At 74.1% G+C, this 16,840-nt stretch carries 13 protein-coding genes; 3 read left to right on the forward strand and 10 right to left on the reverse strand.

Annotation, left to right across the window (positions count from 1 at the left end; all coding sequences use genetic code 11):
- Window positions 1-91: 91 nt before the first annotated feature.
- The 3 genes from ettA to ABZ495_RS04735 all read left to right on the forward strand — a co-directional run bounded on the left by ettA (window position 92) and on the right by ABZ495_RS04735 (window position 3,098).
- Window positions 92-1,756 (forward strand): energy-dependent translational throttle protein EttA, encoded by a 1,665-nt coding sequence (gene ettA / locus ABZ495_RS04725; RefSeq protein ID WP_352293832.1) that lies wholly within the window; start codon window positions 92-94, stop codon window positions 1,754-1,756.
- A 110-nt stretch (window positions 1,757-1,866) separates the two neighbouring features.
- Window positions 1,867-2,346: a thioesterase family protein gene (locus tag ABZ495_RS04730; RefSeq protein ID WP_329489926.1), complete on the forward strand. Its 480-nt coding sequence runs from the start codon at window positions 1,867-1,869 to the stop codon at window positions 2,344-2,346.
- A 56-nt stretch (window positions 2,347-2,402) separates the two neighbouring features.
- Window positions 2,403-3,098, forward strand: a complete 696-nt coding sequence (locus ABZ495_RS04735) for a hypothetical protein (RefSeq protein WP_329489927.1) — start codon at window positions 2,403-2,405, stop codon at window positions 3,096-3,098.
- 80 nt (window positions 3,099-3,178) lie between these two features.
- Here the strand turns inward: ABZ495_RS04735 and ABZ495_RS04740 are convergent, their stop codons facing one another.
- The 10 genes from ABZ495_RS04740 to ABZ495_RS04785 form a co-directional block, all read right to left on the reverse strand.
- Window positions 3,179-3,583, reverse strand: a complete 405-nt coding sequence (locus ABZ495_RS04740) for a globin (protein ID WP_329489928.1) — start codon at window positions 3,581-3,583, stop codon at window positions 3,179-3,181.
- 92 nt (window positions 3,584-3,675) lie between these two features.
- On the reverse strand, window positions 3,676-4,836 hold the full coding sequence (locus tag ABZ495_RS04745; protein ID WP_359810468.1) for an ABC transporter permease: 1,161 nt from the start codon (window positions 4,834-4,836) through the stop codon (window positions 3,676-3,678).
- Window positions 4,833-5,750, reverse strand: a complete 918-nt coding sequence (locus ABZ495_RS04750; RefSeq protein ID WP_352293840.1) for an ABC transporter ATP-binding protein — start codon at window positions 5,748-5,750, stop codon at window positions 4,833-4,835. Before ABZ495_RS04750 ends, ABZ495_RS04745 begins: the two co-directional genes overlap by 4 nt.
- Before the next feature lie 211 nt (window positions 5,751-5,961).
- On the reverse strand, window positions 5,962-7,350 hold the full coding sequence (locus ABZ495_RS04755; protein ID WP_359834429.1) for an FHA domain-containing protein: 1,389 nt from the start codon (window positions 7,348-7,350) through the stop codon (window positions 5,962-5,964).
- Between the two features lie 73 nt (window positions 7,351-7,423).
- Window positions 7,424-8,779 (reverse strand): VWA domain-containing protein, encoded by a 1,356-nt coding sequence (locus tag ABZ495_RS04760; protein ID WP_352293844.1) that lies wholly within the window; start codon window positions 8,777-8,779, stop codon window positions 7,424-7,426.
- Window positions 8,780-8,846: 67 nt separating this feature from the next.
- Window positions 8,847-10,205: a PP2C family serine/threonine-protein phosphatase gene (locus ABZ495_RS04765; protein WP_359810474.1), complete on the reverse strand. Its 1,359-nt coding sequence runs from the start codon at window positions 10,203-10,205 to the stop codon at window positions 8,847-8,849.
- 2 nt (window positions 10,206-10,207) lie between these two features.
- The gene (locus ABZ495_RS04770) at window positions 10,208-12,829 is read right to left on the reverse strand and encodes a tetratricopeptide repeat protein (RefSeq protein ID WP_359834431.1); all 2,622 of its coding nucleotides are present in this window, start codon (window positions 12,827-12,829) and stop codon (window positions 10,208-10,210) included.
- Between the two features lie 5 nt (window positions 12,830-12,834).
- Window positions 12,835-14,190 carry a hypothetical protein gene (locus ABZ495_RS04775; protein WP_359834433.1) on the reverse strand — a complete coding sequence of 452 codons (1,356 nt, stop codon included), beginning with the start codon at window positions 14,188-14,190 and terminating at the stop codon, window positions 12,835-12,837.
- A gap of 161 nt (window positions 14,191-14,351) precedes the next feature.
- Window positions 14,352-15,296 (reverse strand): glutamate ABC transporter substrate-binding protein, encoded by a 945-nt coding sequence (locus tag ABZ495_RS04780; RefSeq protein ID WP_359834435.1) that lies wholly within the window; start codon window positions 15,294-15,296, stop codon window positions 14,352-14,354.
- A 16-nt stretch (window positions 15,297-15,312) separates the two neighbouring features.
- Window positions 15,313-16,707, reverse strand: a complete 1,395-nt coding sequence (locus ABZ495_RS04785) for a hypothetical protein (protein ID WP_359834438.1) — start codon at window positions 16,705-16,707, stop codon at window positions 15,313-15,315.
- Window positions 16,708-16,840 lie beyond the last annotated feature (133 nt).

Raw genomic sequence — 16,840 nt, forward strand, 5'->3', positions numbered from 1 at the left:
GGCAAGGCTGGCGGTTCGGGCTCTCGGCCGGGTGCGGCACAATGGAAGGCTGCAAGCCGAATTACTCCCGACGACGCCGGAGCGATCTCACGTGGCGGAATACATCTACACGATGCGCAAGGTACGCAAGGCGCACGGAGACAAGGTCATCCTTGACGACGTGACGCTCAGCTTCCTCCCGGGGGCGAAGATCGGCGTCGTGGGCCCCAACGGCGCGGGTAAGTCCACCGTGCTGAAGATGATGGCCGGCCTGGAGCAGCCGTCCAACGGCGACGCCTTCCTCTCGCCCGGGTTCACCGTCGGCATGCTGCTCCAGGAGCCGCCGCTCGACGAGACCAAGACCGTTCTGGAGAACGTCGAGGACGGCGTCAAGGAGATCAAGGGGAAGCTCAACCGCTTCAACGAGATCGCCGAGCTGATGGCCACCGACTACTCGGACGCGCTGCTCGACGAGATGGGCAAGCTCCAGGAGGACCTGGACCACGCCAACGCCTGGGACCTCGAAGCCCAGCTGGAGCAGGCCATGGACGCGCTGGGCTGCCCGCCCGGCGACTGGCCGGTCACCAAGCTCTCCGGTGGCGAGAAGCGCCGCGTGGCGCTCTGCAAGCTGCTGCTGGAGGCCCCCGACCTGCTGCTGCTCGACGAGCCCACCAACCACCTGGACGCCGAGTCGGTGAACTGGCTGGAGCAGCACCTGGCCAAGTACGCCGGCACCGTCGTCGCCGTCACCCACGACCGGTACTTCCTGGACAACGTGGCCGGCTGGATCCTGGAGCTCGACCGCGGCCGCGCGATCGGCTACGAGGGCAACTACTCCACCTACCTGGAGAGCAAGCAGTCGCGCCTCAAGGTCGAGGGCCAGAAGGACGCCAAGCGCGCCAAGCGGCTCCGCGAGGAGCTGGAGTGGGTCCGCTCCAACGCCAAGGGCCGTCAGGCGAAGTCCAAGGCGCGTCTGGCCCGCTACGAGGAGATGGCGGCCGAGGCCGACAAGATGCGGAAGCTGGACTTCGAGGAGATCCAGATCCCGCCGGGCCCGCGTCTGGGCAGCATCGTCATCGAGGTCGAGAACCTCAACAAGGCCTTCGGCGAGAAGGTCCTGATCGACGACCTGAGCTTCACCCTGCCGCGCAACGGCATCGTCGGCATCATCGGCCCCAACGGCGCCGGCAAGACGACGCTGTTCAAGATGCTGCAGGACATGGAGACCCCGGACTCCGGCACCGTCAAGGTCGGCGAGACCGTCAAGATCAGCTACGTCGACCAGAGCCGCGCCAACATCGACCCGAAGAAGACGCTCTGGGAGGTCGTCTCCGACGGCCTGGACTGGATCAACGTCGGCCAGGTCGAGATGCCGTCCCGCGCCTACGTCTCGGCGTTCGGCTTCAAGGGCCCGGACCAGCAGAAGCCGGCCGGCGTGCTCTCCGGCGGTGAGCGCAACCGCCTGAACCTGGCGCTCACCCTCAAGCAGGGCGGCAACCTGCTGCTCCTCGACGAGCCCACCAACGACCTGGACGTCGAGACCCTCTCCTCGCTGGAGAACGCGCTGCTGGAGTTCCCCGGCTGCGCCGTGGTCATCTCCCACGACCGCTGGTTCCTGGACCGGGTGGCCACCCACATCCTCGCCTACGAGGGCGAGAGCAAGTGGTTCTGGTTCGAGGGCAACTTCGAGTCGTACGAGAAGAACAAGATCGAGCGGCTGGGCGCCGACGCGGCCCGTCCGCACCGGGCCACCTACAAGAAGCTGACCCGAGGCTGACACCCAGCTGTCACAACGGCCCGGCAGACTGCCCCCGGGGGCGGCCTGCCGGGCCGCGGCCCACCGGCCGTCACCCGCCGGCGGGTCACCGGACATCGAGGAGAACACCCGTGGCACGCCACATCTACGCCTGTCCGCTGCGTTGGTCCGACATGGACGCCTTCGGGCACGTCAACAACGTGGTCTTCCTGCGCTACCTGGAGGAGGCCCGGATCGACTTCATGTTCACCCAGGCCGCCGCGGCCGGTGCGGGGGAGTTCGCGGGCGGCTCGGTGGTGGCCCGCCACGAGATCGACTACAAGCGCCCGCTGGTGCACCGGCCCGAGCCGGTCACCATCGAGACCTGGGTCACCAAGATCGGCGGCGCCTCGCTGACCGTGTCGTACGAGATCAAGGACACCGCCGAGGACGGCACCGAGACGGTGTACGTCCGGGCGTCCACCGTGGTCGTCCCCTACGACCTGGCCGAGGGCCGCCCGCGCCGGATCAGCCCGGTGGAGCGGGAGTTCCTGGGCCGCTTCACGGACGACGACCGCGGCGCGGACGGGCACAGCCGGGACGGACGCAGCCTGGACGCCGCGGCGGCCTGAGCCCCCGGCCCGGACCACCACCCATCACCGAATACACGGATTCGAGCTGAAGCGCGTTGACCCCCACCGCCGCCCTCGCCCTCGCCGACGCCGGGGAGGCCGCCGACCTGGGTGCCTTCCTGGTCCGTCTGCTGCGCTTCGACCGGGCGGCGGCGGTGCGCCTGCAGGCGGTGGCGAAGCAGGCCGGCGGCGACGGCGTGCTGGCCGTCTTCGGCCGGCTGCCGCTGGGGAGTTCCGGCGCGCTGGCGGTCCGGACCGCGCGGCTCGCCGGGCCGGTCGGGCCGGCCGACCGCACGGTCTCGGCGGGGCAGTTGCTGGACGGCCTGGACAGTGCCGGGAACACCGTGGAGCTGCCCGCGCCCGTGACCGGTCCGGCCTGGGCCGGCCTGTTGCCGCCGCGCTCCGGCTGGCGCCCGGTCGGCGAGCCGCCGGTGGCCGAGGTGTACCCCGAACTGATGGCCGGGGTGCGGGAGTTCCGTGAGCGCAGCGAGGCCGTCCCGGCGCACCACCGGACCCGAGCGGTGCTGGACGGGCTGGCCGACGAGATCTGGTCCCGGCCGGTGGGCGCCCTTCCCGAGCTGCCGCTGCGCGCCGCGCACGCGGCCTATGTGATCGGGTTCCTCAAGCCGGGTGCGCCGCTGACCGTGCACCGCGCCGGTGGCTGGCTGCGGTTGAGCGCGCCGGCGGGGTCGGTGGCGGTGCGGACCGCGGCGGCGCCCGGGGCCGGGCTCGGGCTCAGCCCGATGCGCTAGACCCCGATGCGCTGGAACCGGATGCGCTGGACCCCGATGCGCGGGGCCAGGGCGCGGGGCCCCGGGCGAAGGGGCCCGGGTCAGCCCTCGGTGTTGACCATCGAGGCGGCGGCGTAGGTGAGGTAGTCCCACAGCTGCCGCTCGGCGTCGGCCGGCAGCGCCAGCTCGTCCACCGCGGCCCGCATGTGCTTCAGCCAGGCGTCGTGCGCCGCGCGGTCGACCCGGAACGGCACGTGCCGCATCCGCAGCCGCGGGTGCCCGCGCTGCTCGCTGTAGGTGCGCGGGCCGCCCCAGTACTGCATCAGGAAGAGCGTGAGGCGCTCCTCGGCCGGGCCGAGGTCCTCCTCGGGGTACATCGGCCGCAGCAACTCGTCCCCCGCGACGCCCTGGTAGAACCGGTGCACCAGTCGCCGGAAGGTCGGCTCGCCGCCGACCTGTTCGAAGAAGGTCTCCTCGCTGAGCGTGCCACGCCGGATCTCTTTCACCCGACCATGGTCGCAGACGGCGGCGGGGCCGTACACCGGGACCTGGGGACCAGGACCGGGGGCGTACGACCCCGCCGCCGTCAGCGTTCGGCTCAGGCGTCCTCCCAGCGGAAGAACCGCCAGGCGATCGCGGTGAGCACGGCGGCGAACGCCAGCAGCCCGCCCATGGTCGGCAGCGCGTCCATCACGCCGCCGCCCCGGGAGAGCACCGACTGCGCCGCGGTGACCAGGTGCTTGAGCGGCAGCGCCTCGGAGACGGCCTTCAGCCAGGTCGGCATGTCATCGGTCGGGAAGAACGAGCCGGACAGGAACGACATCGGCAGCACGATGATCTGCGAGATGCCGTTGGCCGCCTCCTCGGTCTTCGCCAGCGACCCGGCCAGCAGGCCGATCGACATGAAGGCGATCGTGGCGCAGACCACCAGCGGGATGATCAGCCACCAGTCGCCGGTGAGCTTCAGCCCGAAGAACGGCATGGTGGCGACGACGAGGAAGACGGCGGTCTGGACCAGGGCCGTCAGCACCGAGACGGCGATCCGGGAGGCCACGATCGACCCGGCGCTCACCGGGGCCAGCCGCAGCCGCCGCAGCACCTGCTTCTTCCGCCAGGACACCAGGGTCAGCGAGGCACCGAACACCGCGCCGGTGGCCACCGCCCAGCCGAGCAGGCCGGGGGTGAGGAACTGGATCGGCTTCAGCGAGTTGTCCTCGACCTGGCCGGAGTCCAGGACGAAGGCGGCGGGCTTGCCGCTGGCGGCCTGGTTGGCCTGCTGGACGACCGAGTTGACGATGCCCTGGACGGAGCCGGCGCGGACCTGGTCGGCGGCGCTGAAGCGCAGCACCACCTTGCCGTCCGGGCCCTCCTTGATCATCGCGTCCAGGTCGCCCTTGCGGACCTTCTCCAGCGCGGCGGCCTCGTCGTCGCCGCGGCTGATCGTGAGGACCTTCTCCAGCGCGGCCCGGCCGTCGCCCTGCACCGAGTCCAGCACCTGGACCGCGCCGACCTGCGCCACCTTGGCGTGCGGGCTGGTCGCGCCCTTGAGCAGGGTGCCGAACAGCAGCAGGAACATCAGGGGGAAGAGGATCACGAAGAAGACGGCGGTGCGGTCCCGGAGGAAGGCGACCACCATCACCCGCGAGAGGCTGGCGAACGCGCTCACCCGCTCGCGCTCCGGCTGCCCGGCGGGCGCGCCGGCGGGTTCGGGCGTGCGCTGGGCCGGAACGGCCGCGTCCCGCGTGCGTTCGGCGCTCATGCGCGGTACTCCCGTCCGGTGAGCTGGAGGAAGACGTCCTCCAGGGTGGCGCCGCGGACTTCGAGTCCGCGCAGCGCGTTCTGCTCGGCCAGCACGGCGAGCACCGGGGCCGGGAGGCGGGTCGAGACCGAGAGCGAGACCCCGTCGTCCTCGACCGAGGCGATCTCGGCGCCGGTCGCGTCGAGCAGGTCACGCACCCGCTCGACGGTCAGCAGCCCCGACTCCACGCTGATCCGCACCGTGTCGTCGATCTCGCGGACCAGCGCGGCCGGTGCGCCGGTGCGCAGGACCTTGCCGTGGTCCATCACCGAGACGCGGTCGCAGAGCACCTCGGCCTCGTCCAGGTAGTGGGTGGTCAGCACGACCGTGCGGCCCTCGGCGTTGATGTCCCGCAGGAGGTCCCAGAGGTTGCGGCGGGCCTGCGGGTCGAGACCGGTGGTCGGCTCGTCCAGGAAGACCAGCTCCGGGTCGTGGGCCAGCGCGCAGGCGATCGAGAGGCGCTGGGCCTGGCCGCCGGACATCTTGTCGGTCATCACCCCGGCCGACTCGGTGAGGCCCACCCGCTCCAGCATCGCGTCGGCCCGCTTGGGGCCGACGCCGTAGAACGAGGCGAAGGTGCGGATCGTCTCCCGCGCCGTCAGTTTGTTGAAGAAGGCCGAAGCCTGGAACTGCACGCCGATCCGCGGCAGCAGTTTCGCGTTGCGCGGCCAGGGCGCCATCCCCAGCAGTTCGATCCGGCCCTCGTCGGGCTTCCGGATTCCCTCCAGAATCTCCAGTGTGGTCGTTTTCCCGGCGCCGTTCGGGCCCAGGATCCCGTAGAACTCGCCGACCTCGACGGTGAGGGACACCCCGTCGACGGCCTGCACATCCCCGTACCGCTGACGGATTCCGTCGGCGGATATAGCTGCAGTCATGTGGCCTGAGCGTAGGGGTACACGGGGTGTGCTGGGGAGACCGGGCGGACGTGATTTGAAGATCATTTTGCCGGGCCGCCGGGCCCCCGACCAGGGGTCCGGACCGTGCGTGTACGGGGTGAGGGCCACTGCGCGCGGTGGCGGACGCCGAGGGGCCCGGGCGGGAGCGGACTCCCGCCCGGGCCCGGGCGTCAGGGGCCCGACCTCGGGGTCAGGCGCGGTGCAGGGTGATGGTGGTCCACGCCCCGATGTGGATCCGGTCGCCGTCGTTCAGCGGGACGGCGGTGTGCGGGGTGAGCGACTCGGCGCCGCCGTTCATCGTGGTGCCGTTGGTGGAGTCCTGGTCGACCAGCACCCAGCTGCCGTCCGACTGTTCGGCGAGCAGCGCGTGCTGGTGCGAGGCGCCCGGGTCCTCCGGCGGGACGGAGAGGTCGATCTCCGGCACGGTGCCGCGGTGCTGGCTGCGCCGGCCGATCCGCAGCTGGCCGCGGCCGGTCAGCGGGATGCGCCGCTCGGGGCAGTACGGGGGGAAGAAGAGACCCGCGGCCTCCGGACCGCTGCGGGCCATCATGTCGGTGAAGTAGTCGCGGTCGGCCGAGACCACGGCGATCCAGTTGGTCCGGACCGGCTCGGGCTGCGCGCCCTGGTACGGCGGCTGGTGCGCCTGCTGCTGGGCCTGCTCCGGCTGCGGGGCGGGCTGGGGCGGCTGCGGGACCTGCTGACCGTGCGGGTGCTGCTGCGGAGCCTGCTGCTGGACCTGCTGCGGAGCCTGCGGCGGCTGCGGAGCCTGCGGCGGCTGCGGCAGGACCGGCGGGGCCAGGTTGAACGAGGTGCCGAACTCGGCGCCGCGCCCGTTCGGACCGGGCTGGGCGTAGACCGGACCGGAGTCCTCGCGCGGCCGCTCCTGGTAGGGCTGCTGCTCCTGGTAGCCGGACTCCTGGTACGGGGCCTCCTGGTAGGGGCGCTCCTGGTACGCGGCCTCCTGGTAGGGCTGCTCCTGGTACGCCGGCTCCTGGTGCCGTGCCTCCTGGTACGGCTCGCCGCCGAGCTGCGGGTAGCCGTAGGCGGGCCGCTGCTGCTGGGCGTGCGGCGGCTGCGGCTGCTGGGCCGGCGGCTGGGGGCCGCCGTACGCCGCCGGGATGTTCAGCGGGCCGGGTCCGGGCCCGCCCGCCGGTGCCCCGCCGGACGGCGGGGGCTGGCGCCGCGAGGGCGAGGAGAGGTCGTAGTCGTACCCGCACTCCTCGCAGAACCGGCCGGTCTGCGGGCTGCGGCAGATCGGGCAGACCACCAGGCCTTCGGTGAGGTCCGGGAAGCCCTGCGCGCCCGGCGGGACGGCGCCCGGGCCCGGCTGCTCGGGGCGCGGCTGCACCGGCCCGCCGAACGGCGCGCCGCCGTGGCCGGGGTACCCCTGCCCGCCGTGCGCCCCGGGGCCGCCGAAACCGTCGTGCCCGCCGTGACCACCGTGCGCCGCCGGTGCCCCGGGCGCGCCCGGGTGGGTGCCGGGCGGCGGCGGGATCGGCGGTGGCGGTGTCATCGGAAAGCCGCAGAAGTCGCACCAGTCCTCGGCCTGCGACTCGTGCCCCCTCGGGCAGATCGGCATCAGGTCCCCCCTCGATTTCCAGCCAGCTGGGGCAGCGTCCGGCCGGGCCGCGGCCCCACCGGTACTTCAGCGGTCATTTCTTCACACGGACGGTTTTGGTCGACCGGGTCTCAAGGGTCATCGAGTCGGCCTCACTCACATTCTTACGGAACCGAACCGTACCCTCCTTCGGGTCGACCACGTCCACCACCTTCTGCAGCAGCTTGAAGGTGCCCTCGTTCCCGGTCGCGTGGGCGATCCGGACGGCGGCGCCGAGCTTGGCGGTGGCGCGGTCGACGTCCCCGGCGCGGTGCGCCTCCAGGCCCTCCTGGATCGAGGAGGCCAGCTCGGCCTGCCCGGTGTAGTGGGCGACCTGCGGGCTGATCCGGGTGGACGAGGCCAGGTCGTCCGTCCAGACCGCCTTGACCAGGCCCTGCGACAGCACCTCGGGGGTGCTCCCGGTCTGCGGCGGCAGGACGAGGCTGATCCGGGCGGCGAGCATCTCGTTGCCGACGGCGGCGGCCGGGACCTCCACGCAGACGTGGTAGTCGCGGCTCTCGTCCCCCCAGGAGCCGGTGGGGTAGTCGCCGGCCCGCGGCCCGGCCTCGGTGCGGCGGCCGGTGAGGTCCTCCACGGTGGGGGCGACCTGCTTGACGAAGGTCACCACGGCGTTGGCCGGCGTCCAGATCCGCAGCGCGACGTCGGCGACCTGCTTGCCCATGGCGCCTTCCATCATGGAGCGGAAGTCCTCGGCGAGGCCGGACGGTTCGGCGACGATGTCGACGGTGCCGAGCAGCGCGGAGGAGATCCGGCGCAGTTCGTCCACCCGCCAGTCGGTGCCGACGCCGCGGCAGTCGGCGGTGAAGTGGCCGGTGACGCGCTCGATCACCCGCTCCAGGTCGGCCGCCGACTCGTGCTCGTTCTTGCCGTCGGTGAGCAGGATGGCGTGCCGGATGGCGATGTCACGGCGGGTCAGGAAGAGCGCGTCGGCCTTGGCGAGCCAGGTGCTCATGGCGGTGCCGCCGGCCGCGCTGAGCCGGCGCAGCGCCTCCTTGGCCTGGGCCCGGGTGGCCGGCGAGGCGGTCGCGAGGCCGCCGTCGCCGGGGAAGATCTCCCGGGCCTCGTGGGTGCCGGCCACCACGGCGAAGGCGACGCCGTCGCGGACGGTGTCGATGGCGGCGGCGGTGGCCTCCCGGGCGCCGCGCATCTTGCTGGCCGGGTAGTCCATCGAGCCGGAGCAGTCCACCATGATCACCACGGCGGCGGAGTGCGCTCCCGCGTCCAGCGGCCCGCTGTCGGTCACCCCGAGCGGCCGGCCGCCGGAGGTGCCGCCGCCGGTCGCGGTGACGGTGACGATGGCGTTCACCTCGCGGGCGCCGTCGGCGAGGAACGCGTTCTGGAAGATCTCCACGTCGAACCTGGGCAGGTTCGGCTTAGCCAGTGTTGCCATGGGCCGGTGGCTCCCGTCGGGTGGTCGGATGGTGCGAACGGTCGGTGGAGTGGGCCGCGGCAGGGCGTCAGCCCAGCGGCGGCTGCGGCGGGCGCGGCGGGACGCCGGGCCGCGCGGGGGGAGCCGGCGGGGCCGGCGGCAGGGGCGCGGCGGGCGAGCCGATCACCGGCAGGTCCGGCAGCGTCGGGTCGTGGTCCTCCTCGTCGTCCGCCGGTCCGCCGGCGGGGGCGGCCGCCGGGCGGAGCACCGGCAGGTCCAGGGCGGTGGCGGTGCGCTCGTCCTCGGCGTCCGGCCACGCCGCGCCGGCCAGACCGGTCGGCGGGTCGATCGGCAGCACGGCGACGGTGATGTTGTCGTGCCCGCCGGCCGCGACCGCGAACTTCACCAGCGTCCGGGCGGCGGCGAGCGGCTCGGCCCGGGCGTCCTGGCGCACGTAGAACGCGAGGTCGGTGGCGGCCTCGGCGTAGTTCCAGAGGCCGTCGGTGCAGATCAGCAGCACCCCGGGGACGTGCGGGGTGAAGTCCAGGGTGTGCGGGACGACCTCCTCGGCGTCCGCGCCGAGCCAGCCGGTGATGGCGTGGGCGCGCGGGTCCGCGTAGGCCTCGGCCTCGCCCATCAGCCCGGCCTCGACCATCCGGGCGGCCCAGGAGTCGTCCTGGGTGAGCCGGAACGGCTCGGCGGCGACCCGGTCGTCCGGGATCCAGTACGCCCGGGTGTCGCCGACCCAGCCGATGGTGACCCGGCCGCCGGAGGCTATGGCGCTGACGTAGGTGCAGGCCGGTGCGTTGACGTCGGGCCGGGCGGGCGCGCCGCCGTCCTCGGCGAGCGCGGCGACGGCGGCGGCCGCGTCGGCGATCGCGTCGCGCATCGCGGCCTCGGGGTCGCGGCCGGCCTCCAGCGCGGTCAGCAGGGATTCCGACGCCGCGTCGACGGCGGTCTCGGAGGCCTGGTCGGGCCGGTCGGAGGAGGAGACCCCGTCGCAGACCACGGCCACCACGACCGGCTCGCCACCGGGCAGCGAGGTGGCGGCGACGGTGAAGGAGTCCTCGTTGCGGTGGTGGCGCAGACCGCGGTCGCTGACCCCGGCGACGCCCCCGAGGGCCTTCTCCATGTGGTCGCGCGGGCGCGGCTGGGCGCCCCCGCAGGCCTCGCAGTAGCCGTCGGAGGTGACCTGCGGCAGGCCGCAGTGCACGCAGCCGGGGCCACCCTGGGCGGGCACGGCCGCTCCGGGCGCGGCGGCGGGCACCACCGGCACCGGCACGGTCGGCGCGTGGTCCGCCCCGCCGGCGCCCTGGGCGGCGGACCAGCTCGCGGGCATCGCGCCCGGAGCCGGACGGCCGTTCCGGCTCGCCCCGCAGGAGCCGCAGTACGCGTCCTCCTGGTCCAGCGGCTCGGAACAGCTCTGGCACACGGTCTGCTGCGGCATTGCTACACCCACGTTCTGGGGCGGGCGCGGTTGGCCCGCTCCACCATCTCGATCCTGATCTCGGCCCGGTCGGCCAACCGGGCTAGTACCCGGTAGGACTGCTCCAGTGCGAGCCGCAGTTCCCGGTCGGCGGCCGGCCGTCCGAGGACGGTGACCTCGCCGGTCGTCGCGGTCCCACCGGTCCCGTCCGCCCCGCTCGCCCCGGCCGTTGCGCCCGCCTGCCCGGCGCCGCCGGGCGAGCCGGCGGACACCCAGCCGAGCGCGCTGTCGAGCACCTCGACGGAGAGCTCCTCGCGGGTCCGGTCGTCCAGCCGCAGGGCGGTCAACTGCTCGGAGCAGGCGCCGAGGTCGGCGCCGAGCGGGTCGGTGGCGGGCCGTTCGCGCAGCCGGGCCCGGACGGCGGCGATCCGGGCGGCGGTGAACTGGCTGGAGGTGGCCGGTACCGACTCCAGCGCCCGGACGGCGCCGGGGCGGTCCCCGTCGGCGAGGCGGACCCGGGCCAGGCCGAAGGCGGCGCTGAGGTAGGCCTGGTCGGTCGTCCACACCAGGCGGTAGAACTCGGCCGCGTCGCCGCCGTCGCCGAGCAGTTCGGCGCAGATGGCGAGGGCGAGCTTGGGGGCGGACTCGCCGGGGAAGGCGTCGTAGACGGCGTCGAAGGCCTCGGCGGCGGCCCGCAGCCTCGCCTCGTCGGGTTCGCCGGGGGACCCGGGACCGGAGGAGCCGCTGACGGAGTCGACCAGGGCGACGAGGCCGCGGTACCAGACCACCCGCCAGTCGTCCGGGTGGTCCTTCTCCAGGGCGGCGAGCATCCGGTCGGCGTCGGCGCGGCTGCGCAGTTCCAGGTGGGCGCGCAGTTCGCGCAGCCGGCGCTCGGTGGAGACGGCGGGGGCGCCGGCCAGCGCGGCGAGTGCCTCCGCCGGGTCGGCGGCCAGCAGGGCGGCCAGGAAGCCCGCGTTCGGGTCGTTCGGGTCGACCCGCGGGACGGGCAGCGCCAGGGCGGCGGCGGCCGGGTCCAGCGCGGTCACCCGCAGCTCGCCGCGGCGCACCGCGGGGAGCACCAGCTCGGTGTCGACCACCCGCAGTTCCGGGCCGAAGAGGGTGGAGAGGGCGGGGCGGGGCCGCTGGTCCTGGAGCGCCAGCACCTCGCGGAGCACGCCGGTGAGCTGGTCGGCCATCTCCTCGGCGGAGCCGAAGCGGCGGGCCGGGTCCGGGTCGGTGGCGCGGACCAGGAAGCGGTAGTAGGACTCGTACTCGGCGAAGGCCGGCACCGACTCCGGCCCGGGCAGGCTCTCCTGGTAGGTGGTGCTGTAGCCCTGGAAGTCGAAGGTGAGCACGGCCAGCGTGCGGGCCACCGTGTAGAGGTCGGAGGCGGGGGAGGGGCCGTCGGTGGCGATCTCCGGGGCCTGGTAGCCGATGGTGCCGTAGATCGGGCCGTCGTCGTCGAGGCGGCGGACGGCGCCCATGTCGATGATCTTGAGCGCGTCGCCGCTCTGGATCACGTTGTCGATCTTGAAGTCGCAGTAGACCAGGCCCCGGCTGTGCAGGTACCCGAGCGCCGGCAGCGCCTCCAGCGCGTACGCGATGCCCTGTTCCACCGGCAGCGGCAGCCGCCGGCCGTCCGGCGCCCGGCGCTCGTTGGCGATGTCCTTGAGCGACTTGCCGCCGACGTACTCCATCACGATGTAGCCGTCGGTGGAGCCGGTGCGCAGGTCCGGGTGCTCGGCGAAGTTGATGATGCGGACGATGTTGGGGTGGTCCACCTCGGCGAGGAAGCGCCGCTCGGCCACGGCCACCGCGAGCGCGTCCTCGTCCCCGGTGTCCAGCAGGCCCTTGAGGACCACCCACTTGTCGTTGACCCGCCGGTCGATGGCGAGGTAGATCCAGCCGAGCCCGCCGTGCGCCAGGCAGCCGACCACCTCGTACTGCCCGCCGACCAGGTCCCCCCGGCGGAGCTTGGGCGTGAACGAGTACGGCGTGCCGCACTTGGTGCAGAAGCCGTCGGGGCGCCCCGGCCGGCCGTTCTTCTCCCGGCCCACCGGGGTCTCGCACTTGGAGCAGAACCGCTTGCGCTCCGGCACCTCCGGGTCGGCCAGCACCGCCGCCGTCGGATCGGCCGCCGGCACGGTCGGCACCGTCACCAGACCGGCGCCGAGCCGGTGGCGGGTGCCCGCGCTGACGCTGCCCCGGCTGCTGCGCACCGAGACCGAACGGCCGCTGCCGGTCCGGGTGGAGCGGTGCGAGCGGGAGCGGCCGGACAGCGAGCGGGACGAGCCGGTCCGGGAGGAGCGCGCCGAGTCGGGATCGACCCGCGCGGACGGCACGTACGGCTGGGTCAGTCCGGTGTCACCGCCGGGGGCGGTCAGGCCGCACTCGTCGCAGTACCCGTCGTCGTCGATGGTTCCGGCGCACTCCCGGGGGCAGGGCGAGCCGGGGCCCGCCGCGGCCGTGCCCGCCGGGGCGGCGGAGCCCGTCGAGGGGGAGCCCGTCGGGGCGGCGCCCGCCGGGGAGCCCGCGGCCGCAGGGGAGCCCGCGCCCGTCGGGGCGAGCCCGCACTCGTCGCAGTAGCCGTCCGCGTCGATCGTCCCGTCGCCGGTGCACTCCGGCCGTACGCACGCCTGCGCCATGAACCTCAGCCCCCCAGTCCGTGTTGCTGTGTCTGTCCGTCGACCGGCCCGGCGCCGGGCGGCTCGACCTGCGCCGGCCGCAGCGACTGCTGGAAGCGGGCCACCGCGCCGGCCGCCGCCCGCAGGTCGCAGGGCGCGCTCCAGAGCAGCCAGCGGGCCTTCTCGTAGCGCTCGATCACGACCGGGTCCTCGGCCACCCGCAGCCGGGCCGCCATCGCCTTGTACGCGTCCAGGCGCCCCCGCAGCTCGGAGCGGACGGCCAGCGGCTGGGTCACCTCGGTCAGCGACTGCCGGGCCCGGCCCAGCTCCTTGGCGGCCGCGTCCTCCAGCGCGTCCAGCAGCGGCGCCAGCCGGTGCCACTGGCCGCTCTGGCGCAACTCCAGGGCCAGCACGATCTGTTCGCGCAGCGCCGAGGCCGGTCCCGGCACGGCCGGCACCTCGGTGGCGGCTATCTTCGCCAGCACCTCGCCGCGCGCCCGGCGGGCCTGCGCCAGCGTGGCGTCGGCCCGTTGCAGCAGGTCGCCGACGCCCTGCAGCCGTTCCTCCGCGTCGTCGCGCAGCCGCAGCAGGTCCTCCAGCTCGACCCGGACGCCGTCCAGCGCCCGGCCGGCCCGGTCGAAGCGCTCGGTGTCCACCACGCCGGACGGTGTGGCGAGCGCGGTGCCGTCCGGGCGGGTGCCGCGCTGGGCCGGTACCCGGGCCGGGCGCCAGAGCGCCAGCGGGTCGCCGCGCACCTCGGTGCGCAGCTCCGTCAGATCGGCTTCGAGCCCGGCCAGGTCGTCGCCGAGCGGGTGGTTGCCGGTGTGCACGCCGAGCGAGGCCGCCAGCGTCTGCACCCGGCGCAGTTCGGCCAGCAGCAGGTCGATCCGGGCGGGCAGCGCCGACCAGACGGCGTCGGCGGCGCTCACCACCTCCAGCACGGTGGCGTACCAGGAGTTCATCCTGGTCATCAGGTCGTCCAGGCTGACCCGCTCGACCAGCTTGGCGGGTGCGCCGAGCAGCTGCGGGCCGTCCGGCACCGCGCCGCCGGGCACGGTGACCGCCTCGCCGGTGAGCAGTTCGCTCAGCTCGGCGAGTTCGGCCGCGCCCGGCCTGGACCGGCGGGCGCGCACCGCGCGGGCCGAGGCCAGGGCCTCCGAATAACGGTCGAACAGCGACCAGAGCAGCGGCAGGCCCTGCCCGGCGACGGACCAGCGCTCCTGCGTCCGCCCGGTCAGCGCGGCGCCGTCGAGCAGCCGCAGGCCCGCGTGGTCCTGGAGCGAGAGCAGCGCCGACTCGACCGCGTCGCGGTCCGCGCCGAGGCGTGCCAGCGCACGGTCGACCTCCTCCCGGCTCAGTACCGGGCCAGCGGAAGCTGCCAACGCCCTCTCTCCTTCTCTGTCCTGGATCGTTCTCGCTGCCCCGGACCGATCCGCCCCGACCCTAGCCTGTGGCCGCGGGGCCGGACCGGGGCCGGGCGCCGACGGGCCGTCATCGGGCCGTCATCGGTTCCTCGGGGGGCGCCGGGGTCGCCCCGGGCCGGTCAACGCTGCGCCGGCCAGTAGTGCTCGGCGTCGTTCAGCATGTACGGCTTGAGCCAGCGGTCGTACGCCGCCCGCCACGCGCCGCTCGCGTGGTAGTCGGCGAGCACCTGGTTCACCCGGGCGGTCAGGTCGGTGCTGTTCTTGAGCATCGCGATGCCCATCACGGCCGGCCGGACCTCGCCGTCGACCAGCCGGACGGTCTGGTCCTGGGCGGCCTGGCTGGCCGCGAGGCCGTCGTCGGTCATGGTCGCGTCGACCTTGCCGAGCTGCATCAGCACCAGGCAGTCCAGGTGGTTCTCCACCGAGACGATCTTCGCGACCTTCGGACGGGACTTCAGCTCGTCCTCGGCGGAGGAACTGGTCGCCGCGCAGACGGTCTTGCCGTCCACCGCCTCGTCGATCGTCCTCGCCGCAGACGCCTTGGGGACCACCACGCGCTGGCTGGTGTTGAAGTACGGCTTGGAGAAGGCGATCTGCTGGAGCCGGTCGCAGGTGATGGTCATGGTCCGGACGATCAGGTCGACCCGGCCCTCCTGGACGAACTTGACCCGCTCGGCGGTCGGGACGGCCTTGAGGGTCACCTTGTCCGGATCGCCCATGATCGCGGCGCCGATCGCCCGGGCGAGGTCGATGTCGAAGCCCTCGATCTGGCCCGTGTTGGGGTTGCGGGAGCCCCAGCGGAAGCTGTTCTGGTCGACGCCGATCACCAGGCTGCGCTTGGCCTTGACGGCCTTCACCGCCGGGCCGTCCTCGCTGCTCGGCGGCACGCTCTGGTAGACGTCGCAGTCGTTGCCGGCCTGCTCCTGCCGGGGCGCCGTGGCCGGCGCGGCGGCGCCCGCCGACAGCACCGCGCCCTGCGGGCCGCCCGCGCCGAGCACCGCCGCGCAGCAGGCGAGCAGCGCCGCCGCGGTGGCCGATCCGGCCCGTACCGTTGTCCTGCCCATCGTGTCCGTCCCCCTTCTACCGGTACTCGGCCAGTCGCCGGCCGAGGCCGCGCAGGGCCGCGGCGGCGGCCACCAGGGCCAGCACCGCGACCGCCGCGGCGGCGGTGCGCAAGTCCCCGCCGGTGCCCTCGGCGGCCCGCTTGAACTCCTGGAGCTCGGTCGCGGCGGCCTGCGCCAGCCGCTGGTCGGTGGCGTTGAACGCGGCGTCGGAGGTCTTCGGCGCGTCCGCCTCCTTGACGGTCACCGTGGCGTCCAGCGCGCCCTGGTAGTCCGCTTGGACGTTCTCCAGGTCGCTCGCCGCCTGGTGCCGCTGGCGCCACTGGTCGTACTGCCGCATGGCGTCGAGGATGGCCGCGCCGGCGTCCTCGGGTGCCAGCCGCCGGGCCTCGGCCAGGGTGCCGCCCGTCCCGGGGCGACCGGTGTCGGAGCTGAAGAGGTGCTCGGTGGTCTTCGCCCAGAGGTCCGCGTACTGGGTGCTGGAGCCGCGGGCCACCAGGTGGAGGTTCTCCGCCAGCCGGGCGGTCAGCACGTCGACCCGGGCGGCGTTGAGGGCCTTCAGCGGGTTGGCGCCGTCGAGCTGGCTCTTGCGCAGCGTGGAGTTGGCGCCCGTCCCGGCCACCGTCAGCCAGAGCACCGCGGCCAGTACGGCGGCGGTCGAGCCGAGCAGCCCGATGTTGAAGACCCGGTTGGTCCGCCGGTACAGCGTCGTCTGCACCCAGACCAGCGCGGTGAGCGTCACCACGCCCAGGCCGTACGCGGCCCAGGGGATGGACTGCGCCTCGGCGTAGTCGTCCGCCAGCGCCTGGTTCTCGGCGGCGCTGAGCTGGGCCGCGGCGGGCAGCAGCACGGTGCGCATCTGGTCCGAGGCGTGGCGCAGGTAGGCGCCGCCGAGCGGGAAGCCCTGGCGGTTGTCGGCCCGCGCCGTCTCCACCAGGCCGGCGTACACCGGGACCTGCTGGTTGAGCGTGGCGAGCCAGCCCTGGGCGGGGGAGGAGGTGGTGGTGCGCGCCGCCGCCTCGGCGATCAGCCGGGACGCCGTCGCGAGGTCCTGTTCGTAGCGGTCCCGGACGGCCTTCGGCTCGGCGCCCGCCAGCAGGAAGCCGGTGGCCGCCGTGGTGTCCGCGTCGGCCAGCGAGCGGTGGATGTCGGCGGCCGCCTGGCTCAGCGGCTGGCTGTACGAGACCACCCGCTGAGCCGCCTGTGCGCGGGAGTTGACCTGCCAGGCGGTGAGCGCGCCGAAGGCCACGGTGAGCACCGCCAGCAGCGCTCCGGCCAGCCGCAGCCGGCCCGGTGCCGTCCGGGTGGCGCGGCGCAGCCGGCCGAGCGGGCCGGTCTCCCGGGCCGCGGCCGTGCCGCCGGGCCGCGCCGGCGCCACCGTGCGGGGCCGCTCCGTACGTACTGGTGTCGCCACCGGCCTCACCCTCCCCTGTGGCCGGCTCCGTCATCCGGGGCCCGGCCGTTGCCAGCAGTATGGCCGTCACTCCCCGCGGCCACACCCGACTTGCGCCGATCTTGAGCATCGCGGGGGCCCGGTCCCGGGCCCC

This window comes from Kitasatospora sp. NPDC005748 (assembly GCF_040630735.1).
Taxonomy (GTDB): domain Bacteria; phylum Actinomycetota; class Actinomycetes; order Streptomycetales; family Streptomycetaceae; genus Kitasatospora.

Coding starts and splice junctions, on each gene's coding strand:
- ABZ495_RS04745 (WP_359810468.1), bottom strand. CDS start 4,836: ATGAGCGCCGAACGCACGCGGGACGCGGCCGTTCCGGCCCAGCGCACG.
- ABZ495_RS04780 (WP_359834435.1), bottom strand. CDS start 15,296: ATGGGCAGGACAACGGTACGGGCCGGATCGGCCACCGCGGCGGCGCTG.
- ABZ495_RS04755 (WP_359834429.1), bottom strand. CDS start 7,350: ATGCCGATCTGCCCGAGGGGGCACGAGTCGCAGGCCGAGGACTGGTGC.
- ABZ495_RS04770 (WP_359834431.1), bottom strand. CDS start 12,829: ATGGCGCAGGCGTGCGTACGGCCGGAGTGCACCGGCGACGGGACGATC.
- ABZ495_RS04750 (WP_352293840.1), bottom strand. CDS start 5,750: ATGACTGCAGCTATATCCGCCGACGGAATCCGTCAGCGGTACGGGGAT.
- ABZ495_RS04765 (WP_359810474.1), bottom strand. CDS start 10,205: ATGCCGCAGCAGACCGTGTGCCAGAGCTGTTCCGAGCCGCTGGACCAG.
- ABZ495_RS04760 (WP_352293844.1), bottom strand. CDS start 8,779: ATGGCAACACTGGCTAAGCCGAACCTGCCCAGGTTCGACGTGGAGATC.